Origin of the sequence: Vibrio nomapromontoriensis (assembly GCF_050337205.1) — a bacterium.
In the GTDB taxonomy this organism is placed as follows: domain Bacteria; phylum Pseudomonadota; class Gammaproteobacteria; order Enterobacterales; family Vibrionaceae; genus Vibrio; species Vibrio nomapromontoriensis.
Window position 1 is genome coordinate 248211 of the sequence record NZ_JAKJSS010000008.1, and the last position, 22806, is coordinate 271016.

Annotated in this window: 17 protein-coding genes and 4 pseudogenes; 8 read left to right on the plus strand and 13 right to left on the minus strand. The window is 43.0% G+C overall.

Translation table 11 applies throughout. The annotated features are described in order from the left end of the window. Positions 1–82: 82 nt before the first annotated feature. The gene (locus tag L4D05_RS08965; RefSeq protein ID WP_428793702.1) at positions 83–994 is read left to right on the plus strand and encodes a LysR family transcriptional regulator; all 912 of its coding nucleotides are present in this window, start codon (positions 83–85) and stop codon (positions 992–994) included. Between the two features lie 699 nt (positions 995–1693). On the opposite strand, the gene hflX is transcribed toward L4D05_RS08965, so the two are convergent. Further along, positions 1694–3031 carry a GTPase HflX gene (gene hflX / locus L4D05_RS08970; protein WP_428793703.1) on the minus strand — a complete coding sequence of 446 codons (1338 nt, stop codon included), beginning with the start codon at positions 3029–3031 and terminating at the stop codon, positions 1694–1696. 283 nt (positions 3032–3314) lie between these two features. After that, the gene (locus L4D05_RS08975; RefSeq protein WP_428793704.1) at positions 3315–3614 is read right to left on the minus strand and encodes a hypothetical protein; all 300 of its coding nucleotides are present in this window, start codon (positions 3612–3614) and stop codon (positions 3315–3317) included. A gap of 360 nt (positions 3615–3974) precedes the next feature. Here L4D05_RS08975 and L4D05_RS08980 point away from each other — a divergent pair, with 360 nt between their 5' ends. After that, positions 3975–4505 (plus strand): DUF4823 domain-containing protein, encoded by a 531-nt coding sequence (locus tag L4D05_RS08980; RefSeq protein WP_428793705.1) that lies wholly within the window; start codon positions 3975–3977, stop codon positions 4503–4505. An 84-nt stretch (positions 4506–4589) separates the two neighbouring features. Here L4D05_RS08980 and L4D05_RS08985 read toward each other — a convergent pair whose 3' ends face one another. Next, positions 4590–5051, minus strand: coding sequence for a hypothetical protein (locus L4D05_RS08985; protein ID WP_428793706.1), 462 nt, complete (start codon positions 5049–5051; stop codon positions 4590–4592). A 250-nt stretch (positions 5052–5301) separates the two neighbouring features. Then, positions 5302–5514 (minus strand): annotated as a pseudogene (locus tag L4D05_RS08990) (hypothetical protein). A gap of 88 nt (positions 5515–5602) precedes the next feature. Here L4D05_RS08990 and L4D05_RS08995 point away from each other — a divergent pair. Genes L4D05_RS08995 through L4D05_RS09010 form a run of 4 tightly spaced genes read left to right on the plus strand, consistent with a single transcriptional unit; the run spans position 5603 to position 9978 of the window. Further along, positions 5603–6229 carry a helix-turn-helix domain-containing protein gene (locus L4D05_RS08995; protein WP_428793707.1) on the plus strand — a complete coding sequence of 209 codons (627 nt, stop codon included), beginning with the start codon at positions 5603–5605 and terminating at the stop codon, positions 6227–6229. Next, on the plus strand, positions 6229–8322 hold the full coding sequence (locus tag L4D05_RS09000) for an ATP-binding protein (RefSeq protein WP_428793708.1): 2094 nt from the start codon (positions 6229–6231) through the stop codon (positions 8320–8322). Before L4D05_RS08995 ends, L4D05_RS09000 begins: the two co-directional genes overlap by 1 nt. Further along, positions 8319–9011 carry a hypothetical protein gene (locus L4D05_RS09005; RefSeq protein WP_428793709.1) on the plus strand — a complete coding sequence of 231 codons (693 nt, stop codon included), beginning with the start codon at positions 8319–8321 and terminating at the stop codon, positions 9009–9011. Before L4D05_RS09000 ends, L4D05_RS09005 begins: the two co-directional genes overlap by 4 nt. Then, positions 8998–9978, plus strand: coding sequence for a ComEC/Rec2 family competence protein (locus tag L4D05_RS09010; protein ID WP_428793710.1), 981 nt, complete (start codon positions 8998–9000; stop codon positions 9976–9978). The genes L4D05_RS09005 and L4D05_RS09010 overlap by 14 nt, the downstream gene beginning before the upstream one ends. Here L4D05_RS09010 and L4D05_RS09015 read toward each other — a convergent pair. Continuing rightward, positions 9975–11510: a DNA cytosine methyltransferase gene (locus L4D05_RS09015; RefSeq protein ID WP_428793711.1), complete on the minus strand. Its 1536-nt coding sequence runs from the start codon at positions 11508–11510 to the stop codon at positions 9975–9977. The genes L4D05_RS09010 and L4D05_RS09015 overlap by 4 nt on opposite strands. 225 nt (positions 11511–11735) lie before the next feature. Between L4D05_RS09015 and L4D05_RS09020 the strand changes: the two are divergent. Further along, a pseudogene (locus tag L4D05_RS09020) lies at positions 11736–11948 on the plus strand (tyrosine-type recombinase/integrase); the annotation flags it as partial. 157 nt (positions 11949–12105) lie between these two features. On the opposite strand, the gene L4D05_RS09025 reads toward L4D05_RS09020, so the two are convergent. The 4 genes from L4D05_RS09025 to L4D05_RS09040 form a co-directional block, all read right to left on the minus strand. Continuing rightward, on the minus strand, positions 12106–13152 hold the full coding sequence (locus tag L4D05_RS09025; protein WP_428751337.1) for a GMP reductase: 1047 nt from the start codon (positions 13150–13152) through the stop codon (positions 12106–12108). A gap of 501 nt (positions 13153–13653) precedes the next feature. Next, complete coding sequence (locus tag L4D05_RS09030) at positions 13654–15267, minus strand: NAD(P)H-hydrate dehydratase (protein ID WP_428793712.1); 1614 nt, start codon at positions 15265–15267, stop codon at positions 13654–13656. Positions 15268–15334: 67 nt separating this feature from the next. After that, positions 15335–15574, minus strand: coding sequence for a hypothetical protein (locus L4D05_RS09035; RefSeq protein WP_428751339.1), 240 nt, complete (start codon positions 15572–15574; stop codon positions 15335–15337). Between the two features lie 24 nt (positions 15575–15598). Continuing rightward, positions 15599–16507: a DUF6279 family lipoprotein gene (locus L4D05_RS09040; protein ID WP_428793994.1), complete on the minus strand. Its 909-nt coding sequence runs from the start codon at positions 16505–16507 to the stop codon at positions 15599–15601. A 529-nt stretch (positions 16508–17036) separates the two neighbouring features. On the opposite strand from L4D05_RS09040, the gene L4D05_RS09045 reads away from it, so the two are divergent. Beyond that, positions 17037–18053 carry an OmpA family protein gene (locus tag L4D05_RS09045; RefSeq protein WP_428793713.1) on the plus strand — a complete coding sequence of 339 codons (1017 nt, stop codon included), beginning with the start codon at positions 17037–17039 and terminating at the stop codon, positions 18051–18053. A 161-nt stretch (positions 18054–18214) separates the two neighbouring features. Here L4D05_RS09045 and yqfB read toward each other — a convergent pair whose 3' ends face one another. The 4 genes and pseudogenes from yqfB to L4D05_RS09065 form a co-directional block, all read right to left on the minus strand. Beyond that, positions 18215–18511, minus strand: a complete 297-nt coding sequence (yqfB, locus tag L4D05_RS09050) for a N(4)-acetylcytidine aminohydrolase (protein ID WP_428793995.1) — start codon at positions 18509–18511, stop codon at positions 18215–18217. Positions 18512–18579: 68 nt separating this feature from the next. After that, positions 18580–19143 (minus strand): annotated as a pseudogene (locus L4D05_RS09055) (SbcC/MukB-like Walker B domain-containing protein); the annotation flags it as partial. 1647 nt (positions 19144–20790) lie between these two features. Continuing rightward, a pseudogene (locus tag L4D05_RS09060) lies at positions 20791–21624 on the minus strand (AAA family ATPase); the annotation flags it as partial. Positions 21625–21626: 2 nt separating this feature from the next. Further along, on the minus strand, positions 21627–22772 hold the full coding sequence (locus L4D05_RS09065; RefSeq protein ID WP_428793996.1) for an exonuclease SbcCD subunit D: 1146 nt from the start codon (positions 22770–22772) through the stop codon (positions 21627–21629). Between the last annotated feature and the right edge of the window lie 34 nt (positions 22773–22806).

The window sequence follows — 22806 nt, forward strand, 5'->3', positions numbered from 1 at the left end:
GCTAATTTAAAGGTTTGACACATAACAATATATGCATGAAACTGTATTTATTACATCATGTTTTGTTATGTATGAGGCCGTAATGTTTAATGACTTTGATCTCAATCTGCTAAAAGTGTTTGTCGCTGTTTATCGTCATCAATCAATAACTCGCGCCGCCGATGAGATGGGACTCACACAGCCAGGTGTCAGTGGTTTACTAAAGCGATTACAAAAACAAGTCGGTAGCCCTTTATTTGTTCGCTCGGGACGAGGCATTGCCCCCACACAACACGCTCAGGAACTCATTAAGCAAGTAGAGCCTGCGCTCATTCAAATTAATAACGCGCTAGAAAGCTTAGAAGGCTTTTCTGTTCTGCATCCTAGAAAGTTTGTTGTTTATACTTCCGAACCGATTATGCTGATGCTGCTACCAAAAATTGAAGCCGATACGCAGTTAGGTAATGTGTCGATTGAGCTGCAACCGGCGCATGCTAACGAAGAACATCTATTTCAAGGTTTAAATCAACATCAAGCCGATCTAGCGATTGATTTTACCAACTACTCTTCTGCGTCTTATTTTACCGAAGCGTTATTTACCGATGATGTTTGCATCATTGCGCGCAACGCTCACCCACGAATTAACGGCACTATTAGCAAAGAGCAATATTACCAAGAAAAGCACATTACATTAAAGTTACGCAGGGAGGATGCGTATTTAGCGGATTATTTTACCGAAGAAGCGTTACACGACCGTATGGTAGCCGCAGAATGTACCTCACTGGTATCGCAAATGTCGATGGTTTCGGCAAGTGACTGTGTCGCCACCATCGCTAGAAGTATCGCTCACATGTTTGCCGATAAATTTGATACCCAGGTTTTAGATACGCCGTTTACTGGAATTCCGGTTCACTATCAGTTGGTTGCCCACAATAGGGAACGTAACAGCCCAGCGAATATGTGGTTGCGCAATAAGATTCAAACGTATTTCTCTATACCACCCCAAAATACGTAGCGCTATAAATTGACAGAAATCACAGGCAGATTAACCTCTGCCTGACCATGACGCTATTGCGCCACGACCATTTTGAATATGACTTTTGACTTCAACTGAATGCGGTATTCCGATTGCATTTAATGTTAGTGCTCGCTGCTGAGCACGGAGCGCATAGTAGAAGCAAAGTCTTTGTAGTATATGGTGCGAATATTAATAATACTTAACAAAGCCACTTTAATCGAAACCGCTTATTAGCTAATAATTATGTTTTGTAGGATTAGATTTAAAAGTGGAATGATAAAAGACAGCAACATGTTCATAAAATGAAGACACCTTCCAAACGTAAAACACCCGTTTATTCTGATCAAACCAAATTTCTCTTATTCCAAATACGCGGTGATACCACTTCCTTCTCAGTCTAAACATGTAATGAATATCTCAAATCAATTTATAATTAATTTACTTTTATCTTAATTAAACAATCAACCCAAGCCAATAATGTTTATTATCAATTACATTTGATGCACATTCCAAAATATAACAAAATCAGGACCCGAAAAACCAATTAAAAATAATTAACGACCAAACGCCTAACAGTAGTAACGAGACCATTCACAATAGGGATTACTGACAGGAAATAAGGAGTCGCCTCACCTTGAGCTGACCCCAGAACGCTGTGATGCACCAACCTAGACACTACACCACAGCCAATCGCGCTTATAAACTCCGCATGCGCTTTTTCAGCCTTGCCAGTTCAATTTCGCTGGTGCGTACGGTCAATTTAATATGCTCATAATCGTACTCTTCTTTCGTCACGCTCATACTAGAGCGGATCTCTCCTACCACGCCATTAGCGGTATAAGGCACGATAATTTCTTCTTCGATCATCCCCTGCTCTGCCACACCAACAATGTATTTATGCAGTTTTTTAATATCAAGGGGATCACGAGTGGACGTGAACATCGCATCAGGGAACTCTTCCAATAATGCTTGCTGTTGCTCTGCACTCAAACGGTCAGACTTATTCAATACCAACAGCTTTTCACTGTCTTCTACGCCAACTTGACCCAACACTTCGTGGACCACATCAAGTTGCGCACGGAACGAAGCATCAGAGGCATCGACAACATACAGCAACAATGACGCATCATGGGCTTCCGCTAGTGTTGAGTGAAATGAAGCGACTAAATCGTGAGGAAGCTTTTTGATAAAGCCAACCGTATCTGATACCAAGATCCTAGGTTGAGTAATGGGTTGCAGCGCACGAACTGTCGTATCAAGTGTCGCAAACAGTTTATCCTCACCTACCACATCCGTCGCAGTCAGAGCGCGCATCATTGAAGATTTGCCGGCATTGGTATAGCCAACTAAAGCCACACAAAATAGCTCAGAACGTTGCGAGCGTCGGTTCTTCAATTCACTCTGTACGCTTACGAGCTCACGCTTTAAGTCTGCTAGTTGGTCACGCACTTTTCGGCGGTCGAGCTCTAATGATGTTTCACCCGCACCCTGACCCATCTGGCGTTCTTTATCGCCATTTTCGGTTTCACGAAGCCGTGGAACTAGGTAATTAAGGCGAGCAATTTCAACTTGTAAACGTGCGGTACGGGTACGAGCGTGGCGGCTAAATATCTCGATAATTATGCCCGTACGATCAAATACTTCCACCCCTAGTTGGCTTTCTACATTACGTAGTTGAGATGGCGTTAAGTCACAATCAAATACCACTACATCTGCAATTTGAGAAGGCAAGGTTTCAGCATCAAGATCAGAAAAATCCGTTTCATCAAAAAGATCGTCATACTCCGCTTCTTCTATGGAGCCTTGATACCCCGTCAACTGAGCAATTTCAGCCAACTTACCAACACCAAGCACGCTGGCTTTTTGTGTCGAACTTTGCTTTTGCGACTGGGTGCCAACCACTTTAAACCCTAAGGTAGTTACTAAACGAGCAAGTTCCGCGAGAGACTCTTTCGCTTCATCACCTTTAAATTCCGGCGTGGTAATGGAAATAAGTAAAGCGTTATTGCGCGCTGCTTTTGCGGTTAATTTCATGATTTAGTTTTTATGCACCTAAATGCAAACCTAGTATTTGGTCTAAAGTGGCGTGATCCTACGCTGTTATTGACAAGCTTGATAGAGCAATAACAGGCTAAATACAAAATGATTACGCGAGAGTGATTGCCCAAGGAGGGAGTATGCCCAAACAAATCAAAAGACTGGTCTATATAGACATGCCCTTTCCCTTTTCATACAGCAACTATTCCATGCGCCACGTTCAACCTAGAATTGCCAAAGTAAAATTGCCAAAGTAAGGGTCTCCTCTAAATCTAATGCTTTAATAATCCATCATACTCAGTGCACTTGATACGAGTGCATTGAACTTAGGTAAGCTTGGGTACACATCCAATCGCTTACCATTAGGAACGGAATAACTGAATGCAACAGAGTCTTCCAGTTTTTCAAATTCTATGCCCTTCTTCGATACAAACACTCTTTCCTCTTCGTACCCTAGCCTCTCCAGATTCAATAAATCATCGCGACTAAGCACCAAGTCATAATTTTTGAAATCGAAATCTAAACGAAAAAGTGCATTTTTTTTATCGATCAACTGGTAATTAGAACTGTCATCATTCATAAAACCCCACCCTCTGAACCAACCATACTTGTCGTCTCTTGATTGCGTAAATAGTACTGTTTAAATATACAGTATTATTTATACCTTGTGTATCCCCATATCAAAGAAAGGAACACATTCGGCACATTCTGTTGGGCGACTCGAATGTTGAATGGGCTTTTCTAATGCTCGATCTTTTATCACCAAGGGTTTTAGTTAAGTCAGTCGCACACATTAAACAAGAAGCCCAGTTAGGCAAAAGACATACACATCTTCACACATGACTCACAGACTATTTAGCTCAGCGCTGATAACCTCTACTTCATTAACACACGAATGAAATCACCTACAAACATAGCGCTAGGTGATAGGGGCATCTCCATGAAAAAACACATCTTTCTTATTTCAGCTTTAGCACTTAGCGGGTGTGCTGACACTCATAAATTGAACGTATCTGAACAAAGTAGCACCAATAAGATTGCTTCTTCTTCGTCCGTTTATATCGCACTGTCACATGATGGGATCTACGGAGAAAAATATTATATCGGATCAGGAAAAATGCTGAGTAACATCATTAGAGCTCGGGTTATTTCGCAAACAAACGATGTATCGGTAGCCACTACCCCTGAATCATTAAGGGCAGCTCTGGCAACAGCATCAGAAAAACACTATGACTATTTGCTGTACCCAACCATTATGCACTGGGAAGATCGAGCAACGGAATGGTCTGGGAAACCAGATAAAGTCGAGGTTAAGATTAGTACATGGGATGTGAGCGCTGACCAAGAAGTGAATTCTGTTATCATCGAAGGTAAAAGCGGCCTCGGTACATTTGGCGGCGACCACCCTCAAGATTTGCTACCGCAACCAATCTCTGAATACTTAGATACGTTGTTTGATAGCAAAGTGTAGTTTCTTATTGTGTTATCAAGCATTGATACTCCACTTTATAACCTTTGCTCTGTATTTTCATAGAGAGCAAAGGTTATTTTCATTTTAACTCTTAGAATCTAAGCAAGCCTCCCCGACCCCTGGCACCCCATGAGCGTAACTGCCAGTATAAGAATTCGTACTTACAACATATTGACTACCACTAGTTGCTTTTAACGTAATATCACCCGCTTCCGCAGCAACAAAATTCTGCTGGTATTTTATAGTCACACTTTTCGAGCCACTCTTTAGTGTAAGTTTACAGTTTGGACCGTGAATTCTGCTTTGATACATAAAGAAGACACCTGGACTTTCTTTTGTTATTCCATGATTGCTTGCTTTCGAGTCTTTATAATTTATACGGTAGCCACCATCTGCACAATCGAGTTGACTTGCTTTCCATGTGTCTGTTCCGCAATTAGATACGACAAGTATTGCTTGTTTACTTTCGAACTTATGAGATTTCGCTAATACTTGACCTGACAGACTAACTATCGCAACTATAATTATCGACTTTACTATTTTCATTGTATTTATCCCTTGTTGTTTAACAAAATACATATTTAATCAATTCTTGTTATTCACTGTACGTATTTTATTGTTGCACTTATTATAGAAAAGTATCATTACACTATATTACGCCGTCGGTCAGGGCGACAAAACGAAACCACAAGAGCTCTATACAACTCAACGAAAAGAAAATGAGAACCCAGCCGAGAATATTGAGCCAAAGTGGACAATACTCTTTGGTGGGCACCATTCGAGAGAAAGACACGGGTTACCCCTGAAGCTCTAACGTTTCACGGCTCGCCATTTCGACCAGCGCAATCATGTTGATTAACGGGGCCTCTTTACTCTTAGCTTTTCTTTTAATGGGTTATTTGCCCTCTGCTACCCAATCCATAATGGTGCGTTTGGGCATGCCAGTGAACTGAGAATACTGCTCGTAGGTCATAAAAGGGGTACTAAGTACTACTTGATATGAAAGCATAGTGGTATCCTTGTAAGTTATTGATTGTTTAATTTCGGGCTTAAGAGTTGCAGCTCGTTCGCCCAACTGAGTGAATAATAGATCGACTATGAGTGATTATCAAGACTTAGATCGCCCGCTTGAGTATTTAAAGGGCAGAGAAGTTACCGAAAAATTGAAGGAGATCACGGATTCTCGTGATTTTTTATCGCTTGCGGAAGTACTTGGCGTTCCAAAATCCACTATTTCGACGTGGCATCAACGCAAGTTAACACCTTATGAAATCATTTTGAGGACTCACTTGAGGACTGGTGCATCAGTCGCGTTCATGGCATTGGGTGAAGGCAAGCCATTTCCCGAAATAAACGCTCAAATGCATGTTTCAAAGAAGAACGTCTCCGTTCCCCTATTTGATCTGGATTACTTTTCACTAATCAACGGAAAGCTGGTTGGGACTGAAACGTTAACTTTCGACAAAAGTTACCTAAACAAACTTGGCGTTTTGAACGTCATGGCAATCGACTACGACGGTAGTACCTACATCGTAGACAAAGAAACTCGCCAAGCAGTCGCGGGAACTTACCTAGTCGACATGGACGGCCTACTCTCCCTAAACGACATTCAACGTTTACCCGGTAAGAAATTGGCGATCAGCTTTAACGGCTCGACGCTAACGGTTGATGAAGATGATGTGCGGGTTATGGGTAGAGTTTGTTTGGTTATGGGGAAGAAGTGATGAGCCAACACAATTTAAAATTTGCACCTTCAATTTTGGCGAGACTTGGGGAAGAGCTACTTCCTAATTTTGATCAGGGCATCATCGAGTTAGTAAGGAATTCATATGACGCAGACGCTCTAGAGTGCACAGTAACACTGAATAACGTAAGTAAGCCCGGAGGATCGATTACGATTCGTGATACTGGGATAGGTATGGATAGGAATAAAATTGAATCAGCGTGGTTAGTTCTAGGTCACTCTTCAAAGCGAGGAACCAAAACGACTCCAAATGGACGTATACAAGTAGGTGATAAAGGATTAGGCCGACTAGCAGCACTCAGAATGGGCACTTCTGTTATCGTTCATTCTTATCCTGAGCAATATCCAAATTCGAAGTATTCAAATGAAGAGCATAATGTAGAATTAGATTGGGTGAAATTCGACCAAAGCTCAACTGTAGATGAAATAAGTGTTGAAATTGAATCCTTAGATCTTCCTAATCAAACCCTTTCTGGAACAACAATTATTATTAGAGATCTAAAACAAAAAATATCTAAACAAGAAGCGGAAAGGCTAGCTCGCAGCTTAATGCTGTTATCTAATCCATTTGAAAAAGTAAATGACTTCAAATTGAAACTAGTTTGTTCCGAATACCCCGAATTAGAAAAGTTAGTTAAGACAGGTTACTTAAGTGAAGCAGAATTTGTCATCAAAGCTAAACTAAACAGCGATGGAACAGCAGAAGCCGAAATTTATGACTGGAAAGACACCATCCTTTGGAAAACTTCCAGTAGCGATTGGTTTACCCGTAAAAATAAATCGAATAGCCCCACCTACAAAGCACCTCGAGCAGAGTTTGAGCTTTCAATTTTCCAATTAGATAATTCTTCATTCGCTACTCGTGCCATAAATAAGCGCCAAGTTTCTACTTGGTTGAAAGCTGTTGGGGGTGTACATGTATATCACAATGACTTCCGTGTTCATCCATACGGAGACGAAGGTTCAGATTGGCTCGATATGAACTTAGCTCGTGTAAACAGCCCTTCAATTAGACCATCAACTAATACTTCGATTGGTCGTATTAGTATCTTCGATGAGAGTAAGGTCCTACAGCAAAAAACTGACCGAGTCGGTTTTATTGAGGATGAAAATTTTCACGAGCTAAAACGGTTTATTACAGATGCATTAAACTGGTATGCCAATCAAAGAACTCAACTCGCTACAAAAATTAAAGAAGCACAAAAAAGCGAAGATGAACAAAATGTTAAAGACAAAGAAAGTGCCCTTAAGGAAGCTATTCAAAATCTACCAGACCCTATTATCAAGAAACAGTTAAGGGCTGCTTTCAAAGCTTCAAAGGTCGCTTCTTTAAAGCAAACAAAGCACCTTAAAGAAGACTTGAAGCTTTATCGTTCTTTGGCTACAGCAGGAACGACTACTGCTGTTTTTTCTCATGAAATATCAAAACCTATCGCGGAAATTCCTGAATCACTAAGTAGTGCTGAGCGACTTGTAAGAATGAATAGTGACGCGACGCTTTATAAGCGTTACAAAGAGCGTACATCAAATATTTTAGGTTACTTAAGTCGTTTAAGTCACTTTGCCGAGCTGCAACTAGATCTGCTAAAAAGAAATAAACGTAGAAACGGAGTAATTGAAGTGGTACCAGTAATTCTCGAATTACTAAATAACTTCCAACCTTTGTTAGATAAGGAAGTTATTACTATAAACTTTGATCACACAGGTGTAGAAAACCCGAAGCTCAATGGCTCTATTTGTATATTAGAAGCTATCATTACTAACTGCCTCACGAACTCAATGCGGGCCTTTAGAACCGAGAACTTTGACGTTGACACTCGGACTATAGAAATTCATCTAGCACAAGAAGCTGACAATTCTCTTCTAATACGTGTTAGTGATAACGGCCCCGGAATTACAGAGCTAAGTACAGCTGATGTTTGGCTTCCGGGGATTACAACCATCGAAGATGGTACAGGGTTTGGCCTAACTATAGTTAAAGACTCAGTATCTGATCTTGGCGGTAGATGCCGCGTAGATGCTAAAGGCCACTTAGGTGGTGCCACTTTTTATTTTGAATTTATAACACTATGACAAGAAAAATAGCAATAATTGATGATGATCCTCAATCAAGAAACAACATGAAGTTTCGTGTTGAAGATGCGGGATTCGACCCTATCTTAATAAGTGGCGAATTTGGCAATGATAAAAATCGCTTAATTGATGCGATCTTTAAACATGATGTATATGGTGTTGTCTCCGATCATCACCTTTCGCCAGGTAAGTTAGCAAGCTTTTTTGGTGCTGAACTCCTAGCTGATTTATATGATAATAACGTACCTTCCGTATTAATCAGTCAGTGGGCAGATAAAGATGCCGACACATCAATTAGAAAATATAGACAAAAGCTACCAGCAGTAATTGGTCGTGGCAAAGATGACGATGAAAATCTTATTGCTAGGCTCTTAGAAATGGCAAAAAAAGAGCTTGAATTTGGTCTTCCTATTGAGAGAAAGCCCCATCGTGCACTAATTCGAATTGACGATCTAAAGGTAGCAATCGACGAGGGCTTAGTTGAGGGAATCATTACTAACTGGAGCTCTGATGTAATAGTAAAGTTCCCTACCGATATTATCCCACCAGATGTCTTTAACAATATGTCTCAAGATAAAGTAAACAGATTAATGGCTTTTGTTAATACAGGAGCAACAGATCCAAATGAAATTTACTTTAGTGATTTTCACCTAGCACCAAGCTTCGAGGGATTAGATGGACTTGACTAAATTTACTGTACTCGATATCGGGCATGGAAACTGTTCATTAATTGAGTCAACCGACTGTTTTACGGTTATCGACGCAGCTCAGGGGAACGATCTTCAAAGCATACTTAATGACAAAAATATAATTAAAGTCGATGATTTGATTATCTCACATTCAGATAAAGATCATGTGGGGGGGGCTATCGCGATTCTGCTTGATGACTCTATCGTCGTAGATCGTATTCATCTAAATCCAGATGGAATTAAAAAAACTGCAACATGGGATGACTTTAGAACAGCCGTTGCTCACTCAAGAAATACGCACAATACTGCCGTTATAACTTCGATAAATAGTGATTCTTCCGATCTAATTTATCCAAGCTATAAACTAGAAGTCCTAGCCCCTTCTCCCATTGATTGTATAACAGGTCCAGGTACTCTTGGTGAAGAAGGGAAACTATTAGACGCAAATTCAATGTCAGTTGTCTTAAGACTCATACATGATGAAGAGAAAATTGCTCTTATTCCGGGTGATATGGATGGCGATACATTAGAATTTCTAAAAAATGAAGAACAGTGCCTAGATGCCAAAATCTTAGTATTCCCACATCATGGAGGTCGACCAGGCGGTAGAAACCCGCATGAGTTTTCAAAAGAACTATGTGAGAAAGTAGATCCAGACCTAGTACTTTTCTCCAACTCTCGACGTAAGCATAACAATCCAATACCTGACGTTATCGCTGGAGTCCGACAATCTAATTGCGGGGCTCATCTAGCATGTACTCAAATGTCAGAAAGCTGTTGTCCTAATGAGGAATATCTATCTAGCGAGCATTTGATAGACAGCTACCCTAGTAAGGGGCAACTTAATAATTACAGTTGTGCTGGCAGCGTTACAATCACGCTAAATGGTGCAACAACAGACGTAACCGCGCCACTTGGAAGGCATGTCGGTTATATTGCTAGCTTTGCTGAAAGAAAGTGTATTTAGACATTTGGATCAAGTAAATCCATAACAACTCTACCAATCTGCTGTGCCAAATACGGTGGCACAGCATTTCCTACTTGCACATACTGTTGCGTTCTATTCCCTTCAAATTTATAGTTATCTGGAAATGTCTGTAAGCGAGCTGCTTCACGCACCGTTAGGCTACGGCATTGTTTAGGATCGTAGTGAATAAAGTAATGACCATCTTTTGATATATGGCTAGTTACCGTTGTAGAGCACTTATTTGCTGCTTGCGTTCTAAAGCGATCGGCATGCGCACCCGATTTCCAGTTTTCATGCGCGGGAGCAAGATCATCGGGGAAGTCTCTCGCCTTAGGTGAAGTACCGCCACTTAGCTGAGTATACGCTGCACTATACGCATAACGCAGTAAGTCACTTTCCATGTGTCCACGAGTTTCATGGTTAAGCACAGAAGTTGGTGCATTATTACGGTACCATTGAACCAAGTGATTTGGCATTTGTACTGGTTGATTAACGGGCTGACTGGCGCTTCTTGGCAGCTTCTTAAAGGGCTTTAGGTCTAAATTAGTTACATCATCAAATTGCTTTTGAAGCAGCTTCTTCACTTGAGTGCCATTCTTTGAAACGGTTTTCCCCCACTCTTTGACGTCATCTTTACGCTTAGAAAAGCCACTTCTTAGCTTAGGTAAATCCGCTAATACCTGCTCTACAGTTGTTTGTTGTTCTATTGGGGTAAGTACTCCAGGAGCACCTGCGATATCAGCCCGCACACCCAACAAAATCACACGGTGGCGCGCTTGTGGTACACCGTACCTCTCTGCTTTTATTAAAAAATTAGCAGGATCATTATAAGTTGGGTTTTCAGTATCTTCTGCTTCAACCACCAAGGAAAATACTTTGTACCTCGGCGTTGCGATTTTGGTTATGCGACCTGGAGCTCTGAGATCCCTTAAGATATTAGGAAACATCACTTCTCCGTCTATTTTTGCAGAAAGGATGCCACGCACGTTCTCCATCACAAAAACATCGGGCTGAGCGATAGAAAGTACCTTTAGGTACTCTTTATATAAAAAGTTTCGGTGATCTTTTTCAGCTTTGTAATCTTTAATACCTGCATTTCTCGAGCGACCCGCCAACGAATATGCCTGACAAGGTGGACCACCTATTACAACTTTGGGGTGATCACCGTGGGCTTCTACAAGGTCTTTAATTCGCTGATGGATTTCTTTGTTGTCGTCACCCAACGCGTGAGGCGTATACAACGTTTCTTGTTGCGCTTCTTCAGCTTGTTGAGGAAAGCGTTCAAAGAGTTCTTCACGGTTTATTTCGCCGTTTAGATACTCGTTGTAAGACGCTAAGCCTTGTTCAGTATCACGAATTTTACGATAGAAAGCGCGAGTAGTAAGCGTGGTGTGTGCAGAAGGTTCTTTCTCGATAGATACGCCAATTTGAAACGGAGAATTACCATTTTCATGCACAACAGATGTAACACCTTCGCCAAGCCCACCGGGCCCCGCGAACAAATCGATTACAAGAATTTCACCTGATTCCATGCTTACCACACTATTAATAAAAAGCCTGGCAATCATACCAGGCTTAGTCCAGGTGGCAACAACTTTCGATTATACAGCTAGGTTATTAGCAAACATGGTGGTTTATTGTTCGAAAACATATATTAATCAGCTCTTCGTTTTTAATTTTATGTTGAGATGAAGGCTAGAGATAGCTTTAGATTCAGGGTATTTTGAAGACATAACGTCTATAAAACGATCATATAGAAGAACAAACTCGGTATCGAGCTGCCCAACGGTCAGGCGTCCCATGTTCTTCGCCATACCTTTGCTAGTCATTTCATGATGAACGGAGGCAATATTCTGGTATTGAGGGATATTCTTGGTCATGCCGACATCAAGATGACGATGCGCTACTCGCACTTTGCACCAGACCATTTGATTGAAGCCATCTCAAAGAACCCACTTTCTAACCTCTAGCATTATTCATTTTTAACGGTGTTTATGCATTTAACCTATTTTGAGCAAGGTAAAAATTATTTCACTGTCGCCACTTAGTCGCCATTTGCTATTTTTCAGGCAAAAAAAGAGCCGCTAAAAAGCGGCCCTTATTCAACAAATTTTGTTCAGCTTTCGCTTATGCGTCTTTGCCGTAAACGTTGTTCTCTTGCTCTTGTACACGGATGAACGTGGTACGCTTCGTTAGCTCTTTAAGCTTTGCTGCGCCTACGTATGTACAAGTTGAACGTACACCACCAAGGATGTCAGAAATGGTGTTGTTCACGTCGCCACGGAAAGGAAGAAGAACCGTTTTGCCTTCTGCTGCACGGTATTGTGCAACGCCACCTGAGTGCTTCGCCATTGCGCTTTCTGAAGACATGCCGTAGAACTTCATGAACGTCTTACCGTCTTTCTCGATAAGCTCACCACCAGACTGTTCGTGACCTGCTAGCATACCGCCAAGCATCACGAAATCTGCGCCGCCACCAAATGCTTTTGCGACGTCACCAGCACAAGCACAACCGCCATCACCGATGATCATGCCGCCAAGGCCGTGTGCCGCGTCTGCACACTCGATGATTGCAGAAAGCTGAGGGTAACCTACACCAGTTTTTACACGAGTTGTACAAACAGAACCTGGGCCGATACCCACTTTAACAATGTCTGCGCCTGCTAGAATAAGCTCTTCACACATGTCACCGGTTACTACGTTACCCGCAGAAATTGTTTTGGTTGGGAATTCAGCGCGTACACGTTGAACGTAGTCAACGAGGTGCTCTGAGTAACCGTTAGCAATATCGATACAGATGAATTCTAGGTCTTCGCTTAGTGCCAAGATTTCCTTCGTTTTTTCGAACTCTCTGTCAGAAGTACCTGTAGATACGAAGACTTTGTTCAACGTCTCTTTATCCGCACCTTTTACGAATTCAGCCCACTGCTCTACCGTGTAGTGCTTGTGCATTGCCGTCATAACGCCATGCTTCGCTAGCTCAGTTGCCATTTCGAAACTACCAACAGAATCCATGTTCGCTGCAATTACTGGTGTACCAGACCATTGACGACCGCTGTGCTTGAATGTAAACTCGCGGGTTAAATTTACTTGAGAACGACTTTTAAGAGTTGAACGCTTAGGGCGAAACAGTACATCTTTAAAGCCTAACTTAAGTTCTTGTTCGATACGCATTATGTAAATTCCTTAATTTAGTAGTACATGTTCCAGTGGGCATCTATCTTGTCTAACTGTCACAAATGACATCTAAGCATAGTGCGTTGATAACTCGTTGGCAGACGATTTACCTTTCTTCGGACACAAAAAAACCGGAGCGTTGGCAGACGCTCCGGTTTTCAGCATTATAGGTCGGGATATTTTTCTTACAAGACTGCTTTTTTATTTTTTTTTGTGATACCATTTCGAACATCTGCAAATCTGCTCATCGCAACTCGACTTCACCTCGCCCTAAATAAACGATAAGTTACTAATTTAAAACACATTAATTCAATTGCCGTTCATTTAGTACATTCCCTACAAATGACCCAGCCCTGCTCAAAAAACCAGCAAGCAAACGATTAGCTCACTTCCTAGCCGCACCAACTGGCTCATTTACTGTTCAATAAGTGCACAACGCGCCAATTTTTGATAACCGTTTTCGTGAAAAAACACAAAACTACATATTTATTTACAACATTAACTCGTTAGATAATGAGCCGAATTTACCGTTTTGCGTAAATACGGCAGTAGATCACTGGCCATCATACCAATGCTTCCATGTTCATTCGCACTGTCATCAGCCGCTAAGCTGTGGATCAATGTACCCAAAACAGCCGCATCAAATGTAGCGTAGCCTTGAGCAAGCAAACCAACGATGGTACCCGACAGAACATCTCCCATCCCTCCAGTCGCCATTCCTGAATTGCCCGCATGGCAGATTACCGTAATTTCACCGTTGGTGATTATCGTACCCGCCCCTTTCAACACAACAACACCTCCGTATCGTTCAACAAGTTGACGACTTGCTTTATAACGGTCTTTTTCTATCGTGTCGGTTGAGACGCCCAATAACGTTGCGGCCTCTCCTGGGTGAGGAGTCAGTATTCGTGATGAACCAACACCATCAAACTTGCCATGATGGCTTTGGCTAGAGAGCCAGTACAGAGCGTCAGCATCTAAAACTCTTGGAATATGTCTGTCGCTAAAAAAGCACTCGGCCTGTTCATAAAGTGTCTTACTCCAGTCGTTTCTTCCTAGGCCTACGCCAATACAAGCCACACTCGCCCATGACAAACGTTCGGTGACCGCGTCACTTAGTGTTGCTTCTGTAGCAATTGTTTCTATAAGCGTTGTTTCTGTCGCCGCTGCTTCTGTAACCCTTGCTTCGATAACCATCGCCTCTGGTAGTAACGACCTTATTGCGTTCACACTATCTGCGTGAGACACCGTTGCGACAAGACCAGCCCCAGTTCTTAACGCGGACGCAGACGCTAAAAATGCCGCGCCACTCATCCCCTTATCACCACCAATCACTACGACTTTACCATTGCTGCCCTTGTGGGCATCTTTGCGTCTCGATCTTAAAAACGATAACCACTGACGATTGGTCAACTGTCCAACCGCTTGAGTCACGTTGTCAAAGTACTGATTGACTTGCAGTCCAGCAAAAATTAATTCACCGACATACTGTCGAGCATTACCCGTCACCAATCCCGATTTAATACCAATAAAGGTAATGGTATGTGTGGCTTCAATCGCATTGTGGTCAACATAGCCAGTATTGGCGTTTACGCCTGAAGGAATATCAATAGCAATAACTGGCGCTGTCGATTGATTAATACGGTCGATAAGGTGGGAATAGTAAGGACGAGGGGCCCCCGTTAATCCAGTCCCTAGCAGAGCATCAATAATAACATCCACATCATCAGGAATTTGGTTTCCCGGCGCATGAATATTTCCGCCCAACTGAAGAAACATGAGTTTAGCTCGCTGAGCATCACCTGTTAATGAGTTAGGATCACCAACATGCCATAACGTGACTGTAATATTTTCTTGCAGCGCGTTAGCGGCGACAATATATCCATCCCCGCCATTATTACCTTTCCCGCAACATACTAAAATGTGAGTCAGTCTTGGGTAACGGTCTTTAAGTAATTCGAAAGCGGCTCCACCAGCTCTTTGCATCAAAGTATACAGCTCTATTCCTGCATGCAAAGCAGCCTGCTTTTCACCAAGCTTGACGGATTCGGCGCTATAAACCCTACTGGGAAGTACACTGTTATACTTTGGTTTTACAGTGGGCTTGGGCATTCGACTCTATCCTTCTCGAAACTTGGTTAAGTTTCCACGCGCTCTAACCTAATGACTTACCTCTAAGTTAGAATTGTGGCCAAAAAATGTGAAATGCAAACCGTATTACAATGGCGGCGATCACAAGCGCAACGCCAAGGCGATAGCGCTTATATTCAGACACATTCATTGGTACACGTTTGTAAAACATAGTCACAACGCCTTTCCAATCGTGACTTCTACGACCGTACTGCACCATCCCAGCTAAGATGAACAATATACCGACGATGAGTAATCCTTTTTCCGCTAAAAATAGACTGGTTTCCATTTGTCCTGCTCCTAGTGCATATTTCTAACTTCGATTGTAAGCCGAACCAACAATCAAAGCTGTAGGACTATAGTCTAACGCCATTCCCGCCATGAGATCGGTAGCAATGTCTCGCCATTCATCAATTTCTTTAGCCAAATGTTGCTGCTGCTTGTTAGATAGCGTATTCAACGATTTAGCAATATACTCCGCGGCGATGACTCGGTTCTTCTTTATTTTTTCCATTAACGCATCAGTGTAGTAACTCTCTGGATCATTCATAAAGCGTTGAAATTCAGGTTGATAATAAGCAATATCACTACGACGACGTAGCAGCTGATTAACGTACTTTTGCATGTTTTCTCGGTGCATTTGCCAATCAATAACGGTCAGCGTCATTTCTTGAGACCAACGGTATGCGAGGTTTTGATGTTCATCGGTTACCTCCCCATACCAACGTTCAAAACTGCTTTCTATTCGTTCTTGATAAATTACGCGAATCGCTTGTTCATCTAACCCTTGGTATTTTTCCAACAACTTTTCATCTTGATCGGCCAAATTAGCGACTAGCTCCTCCACTTGCTCATCACTAAGTTGTTGAGTTAAGGCGTACAAGTCTGGAGTCATCTGTTCAACCAATCGCTTTCCATGAGCTCGAAGCTGGGTCATTTGATCGGCGACAAAACTCGCACTCACTAGGCTAGGCTCCTGATTACGAATCGTATCGAGTTGACGCAGATATATTGGAAGCTCTTGTTTTTTATGCCAACGACTTAACAGTTCAATCCTGTCACTTAGAATCGCCTCTTGCCCACGACTTAACGATACATAGTCATCAATATATTCAATGACTATCCAATCTAAGTTGCTATAGATAAACTTGGTGCCACAACCCACCAATGTGAACAACAGCCACGCTATTGCAATGCTTCGTTTTATTTCCTTTATCTTCATCACTAATTTTCCTAGCTAAACGTTTACCGCAGGGCACTTCGCTTCCCGTGCCCCACGGTATTGTCTCACTATTAATAATAGATGAAAAAACTGCGCTAACTCAGGAAAACCAACCCTAACTATTATCATTAACCGCCCAAACACGACCCAATATTGTTAAACCGCCGTGTTCCTAGTGTCTTAGCGAAAAGGAAGCCGTTTGATACTCTCAATCATCCCCAATAACCCTATGTTGGACGATTATAAATTCACACTGTAAATCCCCACTACTAAAGGGCTTTAACACACTAAGCAAGTGTCTCTAGCCGTACTACACCGTTAACTTTTGGATTGAACTATTTCTCGTTATTACGATGAAAGCTGCACAACGTCCTTATTGTCAAAATTACCATTAATAAAGTACCCTCAACCCAGAGTGAACAGGATATGAAACTAAGCTAAATAACTTTGCGAAAGTGCCACTGCTACACTATTTTTATCTGTGATATCTCTAATCAAAAAAACAGATTGAATAATAAAGGACGTTGTTATGAGAAAGACAGTGGTAGCGGCAGCAATTATGAGCGCCATGACCGTTCCTCAGGTTACGGCTGACGAAGGATTTTACTTAGGTGGACGTTTGGGGGGCTCCCAGCTTTCTGATGCGTGTAATGTCTCTGGAGCTGAGTGTACCGATAGCGGATTTAGCGCTGGTTACTTCGCCGGATACGATTGGAATGACTATATTGCCTTAGAGTTTGCCTATGACTGGCTGGGCAGTTACAAAACTTCGTTTAACGCAAACAGCCTGAGCTATACGCAAGACGCGAGCTTGAGCGCGATTACCCTAGCCCCTAAATTTTCTTACCCATTTACCGATGATTGGTCAGTCTTTGGTAAAATTGGTGCCGCTTACACCATCTATGGTGATCGTAAAGCAACGGCTCTAATGGGTGGCGTCGGAGTAGAATATGATTTTGCAACGGCGTGGTCTGGTCGATTTGAATATCAACGCATCAACGATGCTAAAGATGACTGGTTTAACACCGATGTAGACACTCTTTGGCTAGGTATCTCGTATTCATTTGGTAACGCTGCCGCGGCCGCCGCGGCAACGGCTGCTGCAGCGGCAACAACGCAAGTTGAACCGGCGCCAACAGAAACCGCGGCGGTTGCTGTTGTCATGACCAAAACGTTTGAGCAGGCTTCTGGCCAAGAAAACTTTGCCCTAAATAGTACTTCCCTCGATGAGTCCCGACAATCTGACTTTGATCCCTTGGTGGCACTCATGACCGAACACCCACAGTCAACGGTTGAAATCGTTGGTTACACTGACTCTTCAGGTCCAGAAGCACTAAACCAAAGAATCTCTGAAGAGCGTGCAGAATCCATCGCCGCATACTTAGAATCTCAAGGGATTGACCGCTCTCGAATGACAATCAGTGGTATGGGCGAAGCCAACCCAATTGCCGACAACAGCACTAAGGAAGGTCGTGCACAAAACCGACGTGTAGAAATTACGGTCCCTGAGTTTGAGTATACGGTTGAAGAGATTCGAAGCCAGTGAAGTAAAGGTGAAGAAATAACACTTCTCGTGAGTGAGGCTTGGCTACTTTCGCTACGCTTATTTCATCCTTCGAGCTAAAACCAACCAATAAAATGCCAGTCTTGAATAGACTGGCATTTTTAGTTCTAATCAGGGATCAGAGTAAACAGGGCCAGAACAGCCTAAGCAAGCGCAAACTGGATAACAAACAACTGCGTTTCTCCGGGATAAATCTCGGCAATCACGCTTTTCAATTGCGGTAGAGTCATATTTTCTTGCTCTGCGTGTAGGTCATTAATGTCATCAAAATCAATCGCCTCGACAGAAAGTACTTTTAGGTGACAAAATAGACGCCCATCCTCAAACGTGGATACTGGTACAACAGCGCCAATCTCATAGTCTTTTTCAGACGCATCTCTAATTGTGATGGTTTTGGTACCAGCTAAAATATCCGTTTCAAAGCGCTCGAAAAATGTCATTGCTGTTAACATAGCTTTACCTACTCAATGGATCCGGTTACGGATCTTAATCGACGAAATTCGTCGTTCTAATTAACTAAACTCACCGTGCTGCCCACCCTTGATGCGTGAACATCTAAGCGAAGCGGCATTTGTTCCTTTAACTCGGAAACATGCGAAATAATACCAATGGTACGCCCAGACTGCTGCAGTTCGATCAATGTTTGAATCGCTAAATCTAGGGATTCAGGATCTAAGCTGCCAAATCCTTCATCAATAAATAATGTATCTAAGCGTATACCACCACTGTATGATTGCACGACATCCGATAAACCTAATGCCAACGATAACGCAGCCATAAAGGATTCACCACCCGATAACGTCGCAACGTCGCGCCACTTACCTGTATAGGCATCTTCAACGATCAAATCTAGCCCCGAGCCAGCATTACCTTTACTACGAAATTCTTTACGCTTCAGGTCATAGCGACCTTTGCTCATTAGCCTGAGACGCTGTGAAGCTTGAATCAAGACGTCATCCAATAATACGCCTAGCACAAATCGGTGCAGGCTCACTTTACTGCCAGTGCGACCGTTGGCGACATCACTAAGCGTCCCAACCACTTTATATTCTTGCTCAAGCGCATCGTTCTGCGCGTGCAGTGTTTCTAAAATACGTTTTACTTTCAATACATTGTCGAGCTTAGATTGGGCACTTTGTACTTGCTGTAATGCCAGTTGATAGCCAGCCTCTGCCTGTTTTACTTCATCGGTAAAGACCATCATATTAGGTCGTTGGTTACCTTGAAGCTCATCTGAAAGTAATTTGAAACGCTCGGTGAGTTGGGTGGTTAGCCGCTCGTAAGAGCGAATATCACCCTCTAACTGTTCCATTACAGACTCAGCCAGTAACGCGTCTAAAAATGCTTGCTCATTCTCAAATTCGCTGCCTTGTAGACTCGCTTGCCACTGTGCTTCACTCACCTTGCGCGCTTGTTGCAGTTGCGAGCTTTGTGTCGTGAGTGTTTCAAAATGCGCGGTATAACGTGTTAGCAGATCTGTCGTTTCTGTGGCTTTAGCTCGAGCAGCCTCCAGCATGTTATCCAATTGGCGTCGCTCCGCTTCCACTGTCTGCTGCCTAGTGGTGAGTTCAGCTAAGGTTTTATAGGGAGAGGCATTTTGTGACTCTAATTTTTCCGTCACCGCTTTTAGCCCACCTAACGTCGTGGCTAGCTGTTCTAGTTGCTGAAGTTTTTGTTCAACTTGTGTTTGTGTCTCTGTATAGCGTTTATGTGCTGTCGCGACCTGAGCGCTAATCGCATCGAGGTTTATCTGATTTAATTGTGCGATGTTAGATTCTAACGTGCTGATGTCGTGTGCCAATTGCTGACTCACCGTATTTACCGTCGATAAATCAATAGCAAACCGCACGATCATGTCCTGTTGACGCTGCTGCAGTTGAGACAACTCACTCTCAATACGATTACATTCAATGACTAATGCATCCAGCTGGTTCTTACGCGCTTGCTCTTTCTGACGATAGCCGTCAACCATATCAGCGGTCACTTCATTACCGTTAGGCTCCGCTTGGTTTGGGTGTGTTTCACTACCACATACCGGACACGGCTTGCCGCGTTCCAGCGTCTTTGACAGTAGATAGGCTTGACCTGAATGCCAATCTATTTCTGCCCGAATACGTTGCTGTTCCGCCTTTTTGTGTTCGGCAGTTACTTCTGTGATCTGAGCTTGTATCGCGTGATGTTTGGGAGTCATCTGAGATACTTGTTGAACTAACTGATTAAGCTGCCCGATTGATTGCTGCTTACTTTGTAACGCGTCTAGGGATAAACGCTTTTCGTTTAATGTCGCTAACGATTTTTCAGATAGTATCTGATGCTCTTTAGCTTGCTCATAGCCATTAAGTAAGGTTTGCGACTGCAATTTACCTACGTTAACGTCATCGGTTAATATCGCCAGCGCTTTTGTTGTTCTATCTTGCTCGATACGCTGCTGTTCAAGTTGTTGAACATTAACCATATAACCTTTGAGCTGATACAACTCTTCATCTAGAACCTTACTCACTAGGTGCTTTTGCTGGCTCTCTTCCAGCGCCTTCTGAGCTAACACACCCAATTCATTCGCTTGGGCAATTTTCTTTGCTCCAACCTCTAAACGCTGCTCAAGTTCGTTGCTGTCTTTCGCTAACTGACTTCTGTGCTCATACGCCGTACGCAATTTTGTCGCCGACTGATAAGCCGCCACTTTTTTCCTATTGAGCACATCACCCGTTTTATTTTGTTCATGCTCGTTAATAGCACGTTGCACGTCATCGCGTTCTTTAAACTTGCGATCCTGAGTCATCGCCAAATCACACTGCTTTCGCTTGTCAGCCAATTGTGCTTCGACGCCAGTCAATTGCACTTTAAGCTCGTTAAGCTGTGGAAGTTGCGCCTGCTCTTGATCAAGTAACTGCTGCTCAGACTCCAACCCTGCGACTTCTAGCGCGCCTTTAATTTGATTGTCAAACTCGTCCTTAGCTTTACGAATACTTGCCGCTTTATCGAAAAGTGTTCGCTCGATATTACTGTATATATGCGTCTGAAATAGTTGACCAAAAATCAGTTCCCGCTCTTTCGAACTTGCCGTCAGCAACTCTCTAAACTTACCTTGTGGCAGCACCATCACTTGACGAAACTGTTTAACATCCAAGCCAACTAACTCGTGAATCGCCGTCGCCACCTGCTTAGGCTTGTTAGCAATCAGGCTTTGATCGGTGAGCTTGGTTAGCACCGCTGAATGTGTGCGTTTTGTCGTTCCCTCGCCTCGCTGTTTAGGCACTTCTTGATCAGGGCTACGCTCAATACAATAAACGTGTCCTGATAGCTCAAACTCGAACACCACTGACGTCAATAATGTCGCTTCCGCGTAATCACAGCGCATTTGATCGCCAGTTCGCTCACTGCCTGTGGTTTCGCCATAGAGTGCGTAGCATATTGCATCTAAGATCGAGCTTTTCCCCGCACCTGTTGGCCCATTAATCAAAAACAACGGTGATGTGCCCAGCAGTGAGAAATCGATCACTTCAGTCTTAGCAAAGGGGCCAAATGCGGAGAGTGTTAATTTAATCGGTTTCAACGTTACTGCTCCTTATTACTTTTGGACAATGCGCCAACGATATCAGCGACCATTGATTCTTGCTCTGCCGTTAACACTTCCCCTTGGACGTCATGGAAAAAGTCTTTGAACATATCGAGTTCAGAATGTGCCAGTCTCGCCTGTGTCATTTCTCTATCCACCCCCACCAACATCCCCGGCTTTTCAAGGTGCAACACATTCGGGTATACCTCCCTCAATTTCGCCATCGGGTCTAAGATGGCGTGCTTATCCATTAAACGTACTAACAAGTAATCCTCGTTATGCTCATCATGTTGCCCAGCCTCGAGTAACTCAGACAAGGTTCCTTCCAAAATACGCATATTATGAGGCGCGGTCAGTGGGATCATGCTCGTCGTAACCTTGCCATCATCATCAAGCTCAACCAATGTCATGCTCTTATTGTGGTACTGCTCTGAAAAGGAGTACTTCATGATAGAACCTGAGTAGCGAATATGCTCAGCACCGCGCTTTTGCGCCTGATGCAAATGCCCCAGTGCAACATAGTTAAAATGGCTAAAATGACTAAAGCTAACGCGGTCAGCACCGCCTATCGACAGGGTTCTTTCTGATTCTGAGGGTTCTGCGCCATCAATAAAACAATGGCTAATGAGAACATTCTGCTTTGATGAGTCCATGACTTCGCTGAGCTGCTGCGCCATGATGCGATGAGCATCATCATGATTACTGACCGTCACATTATAAAAATGACGGACATGCTCGGGGTCGCTATAAGGCATACCGTAAAAGTAGACGTCTGGTTTATCCGTTGACGAGATTACGATTGGCGTGGTCATCTGTTCAAGGCTGCTGATGATATGAAGTCCTGAACGGTCTAGCTGGCGGGCACCAAATCCCAGTCGCTTCGCACCGTCATGATTTCCTGAAATCATAATGACGGGAACCCCAATGTCTTGAATGACCTTGGTTAAGAAATCATCTAACACCTCAATCGCACTAGTCGGAGGGACTGAACGATCATAGATATCGCCAGCAATAACGAGCGCATCGACGTTATGATTTGTTAAATAGTGCTCGATTTGCTGCAGTACGGCGCGCTGATCGTCTAATAATGAGACGTTGTGAAACTGCCTGCCTAAATGCCAGTCTGAGGTATGGATAAATTTCATACGGTTCAATTCGTTACCTTGTTAATACGTTAGC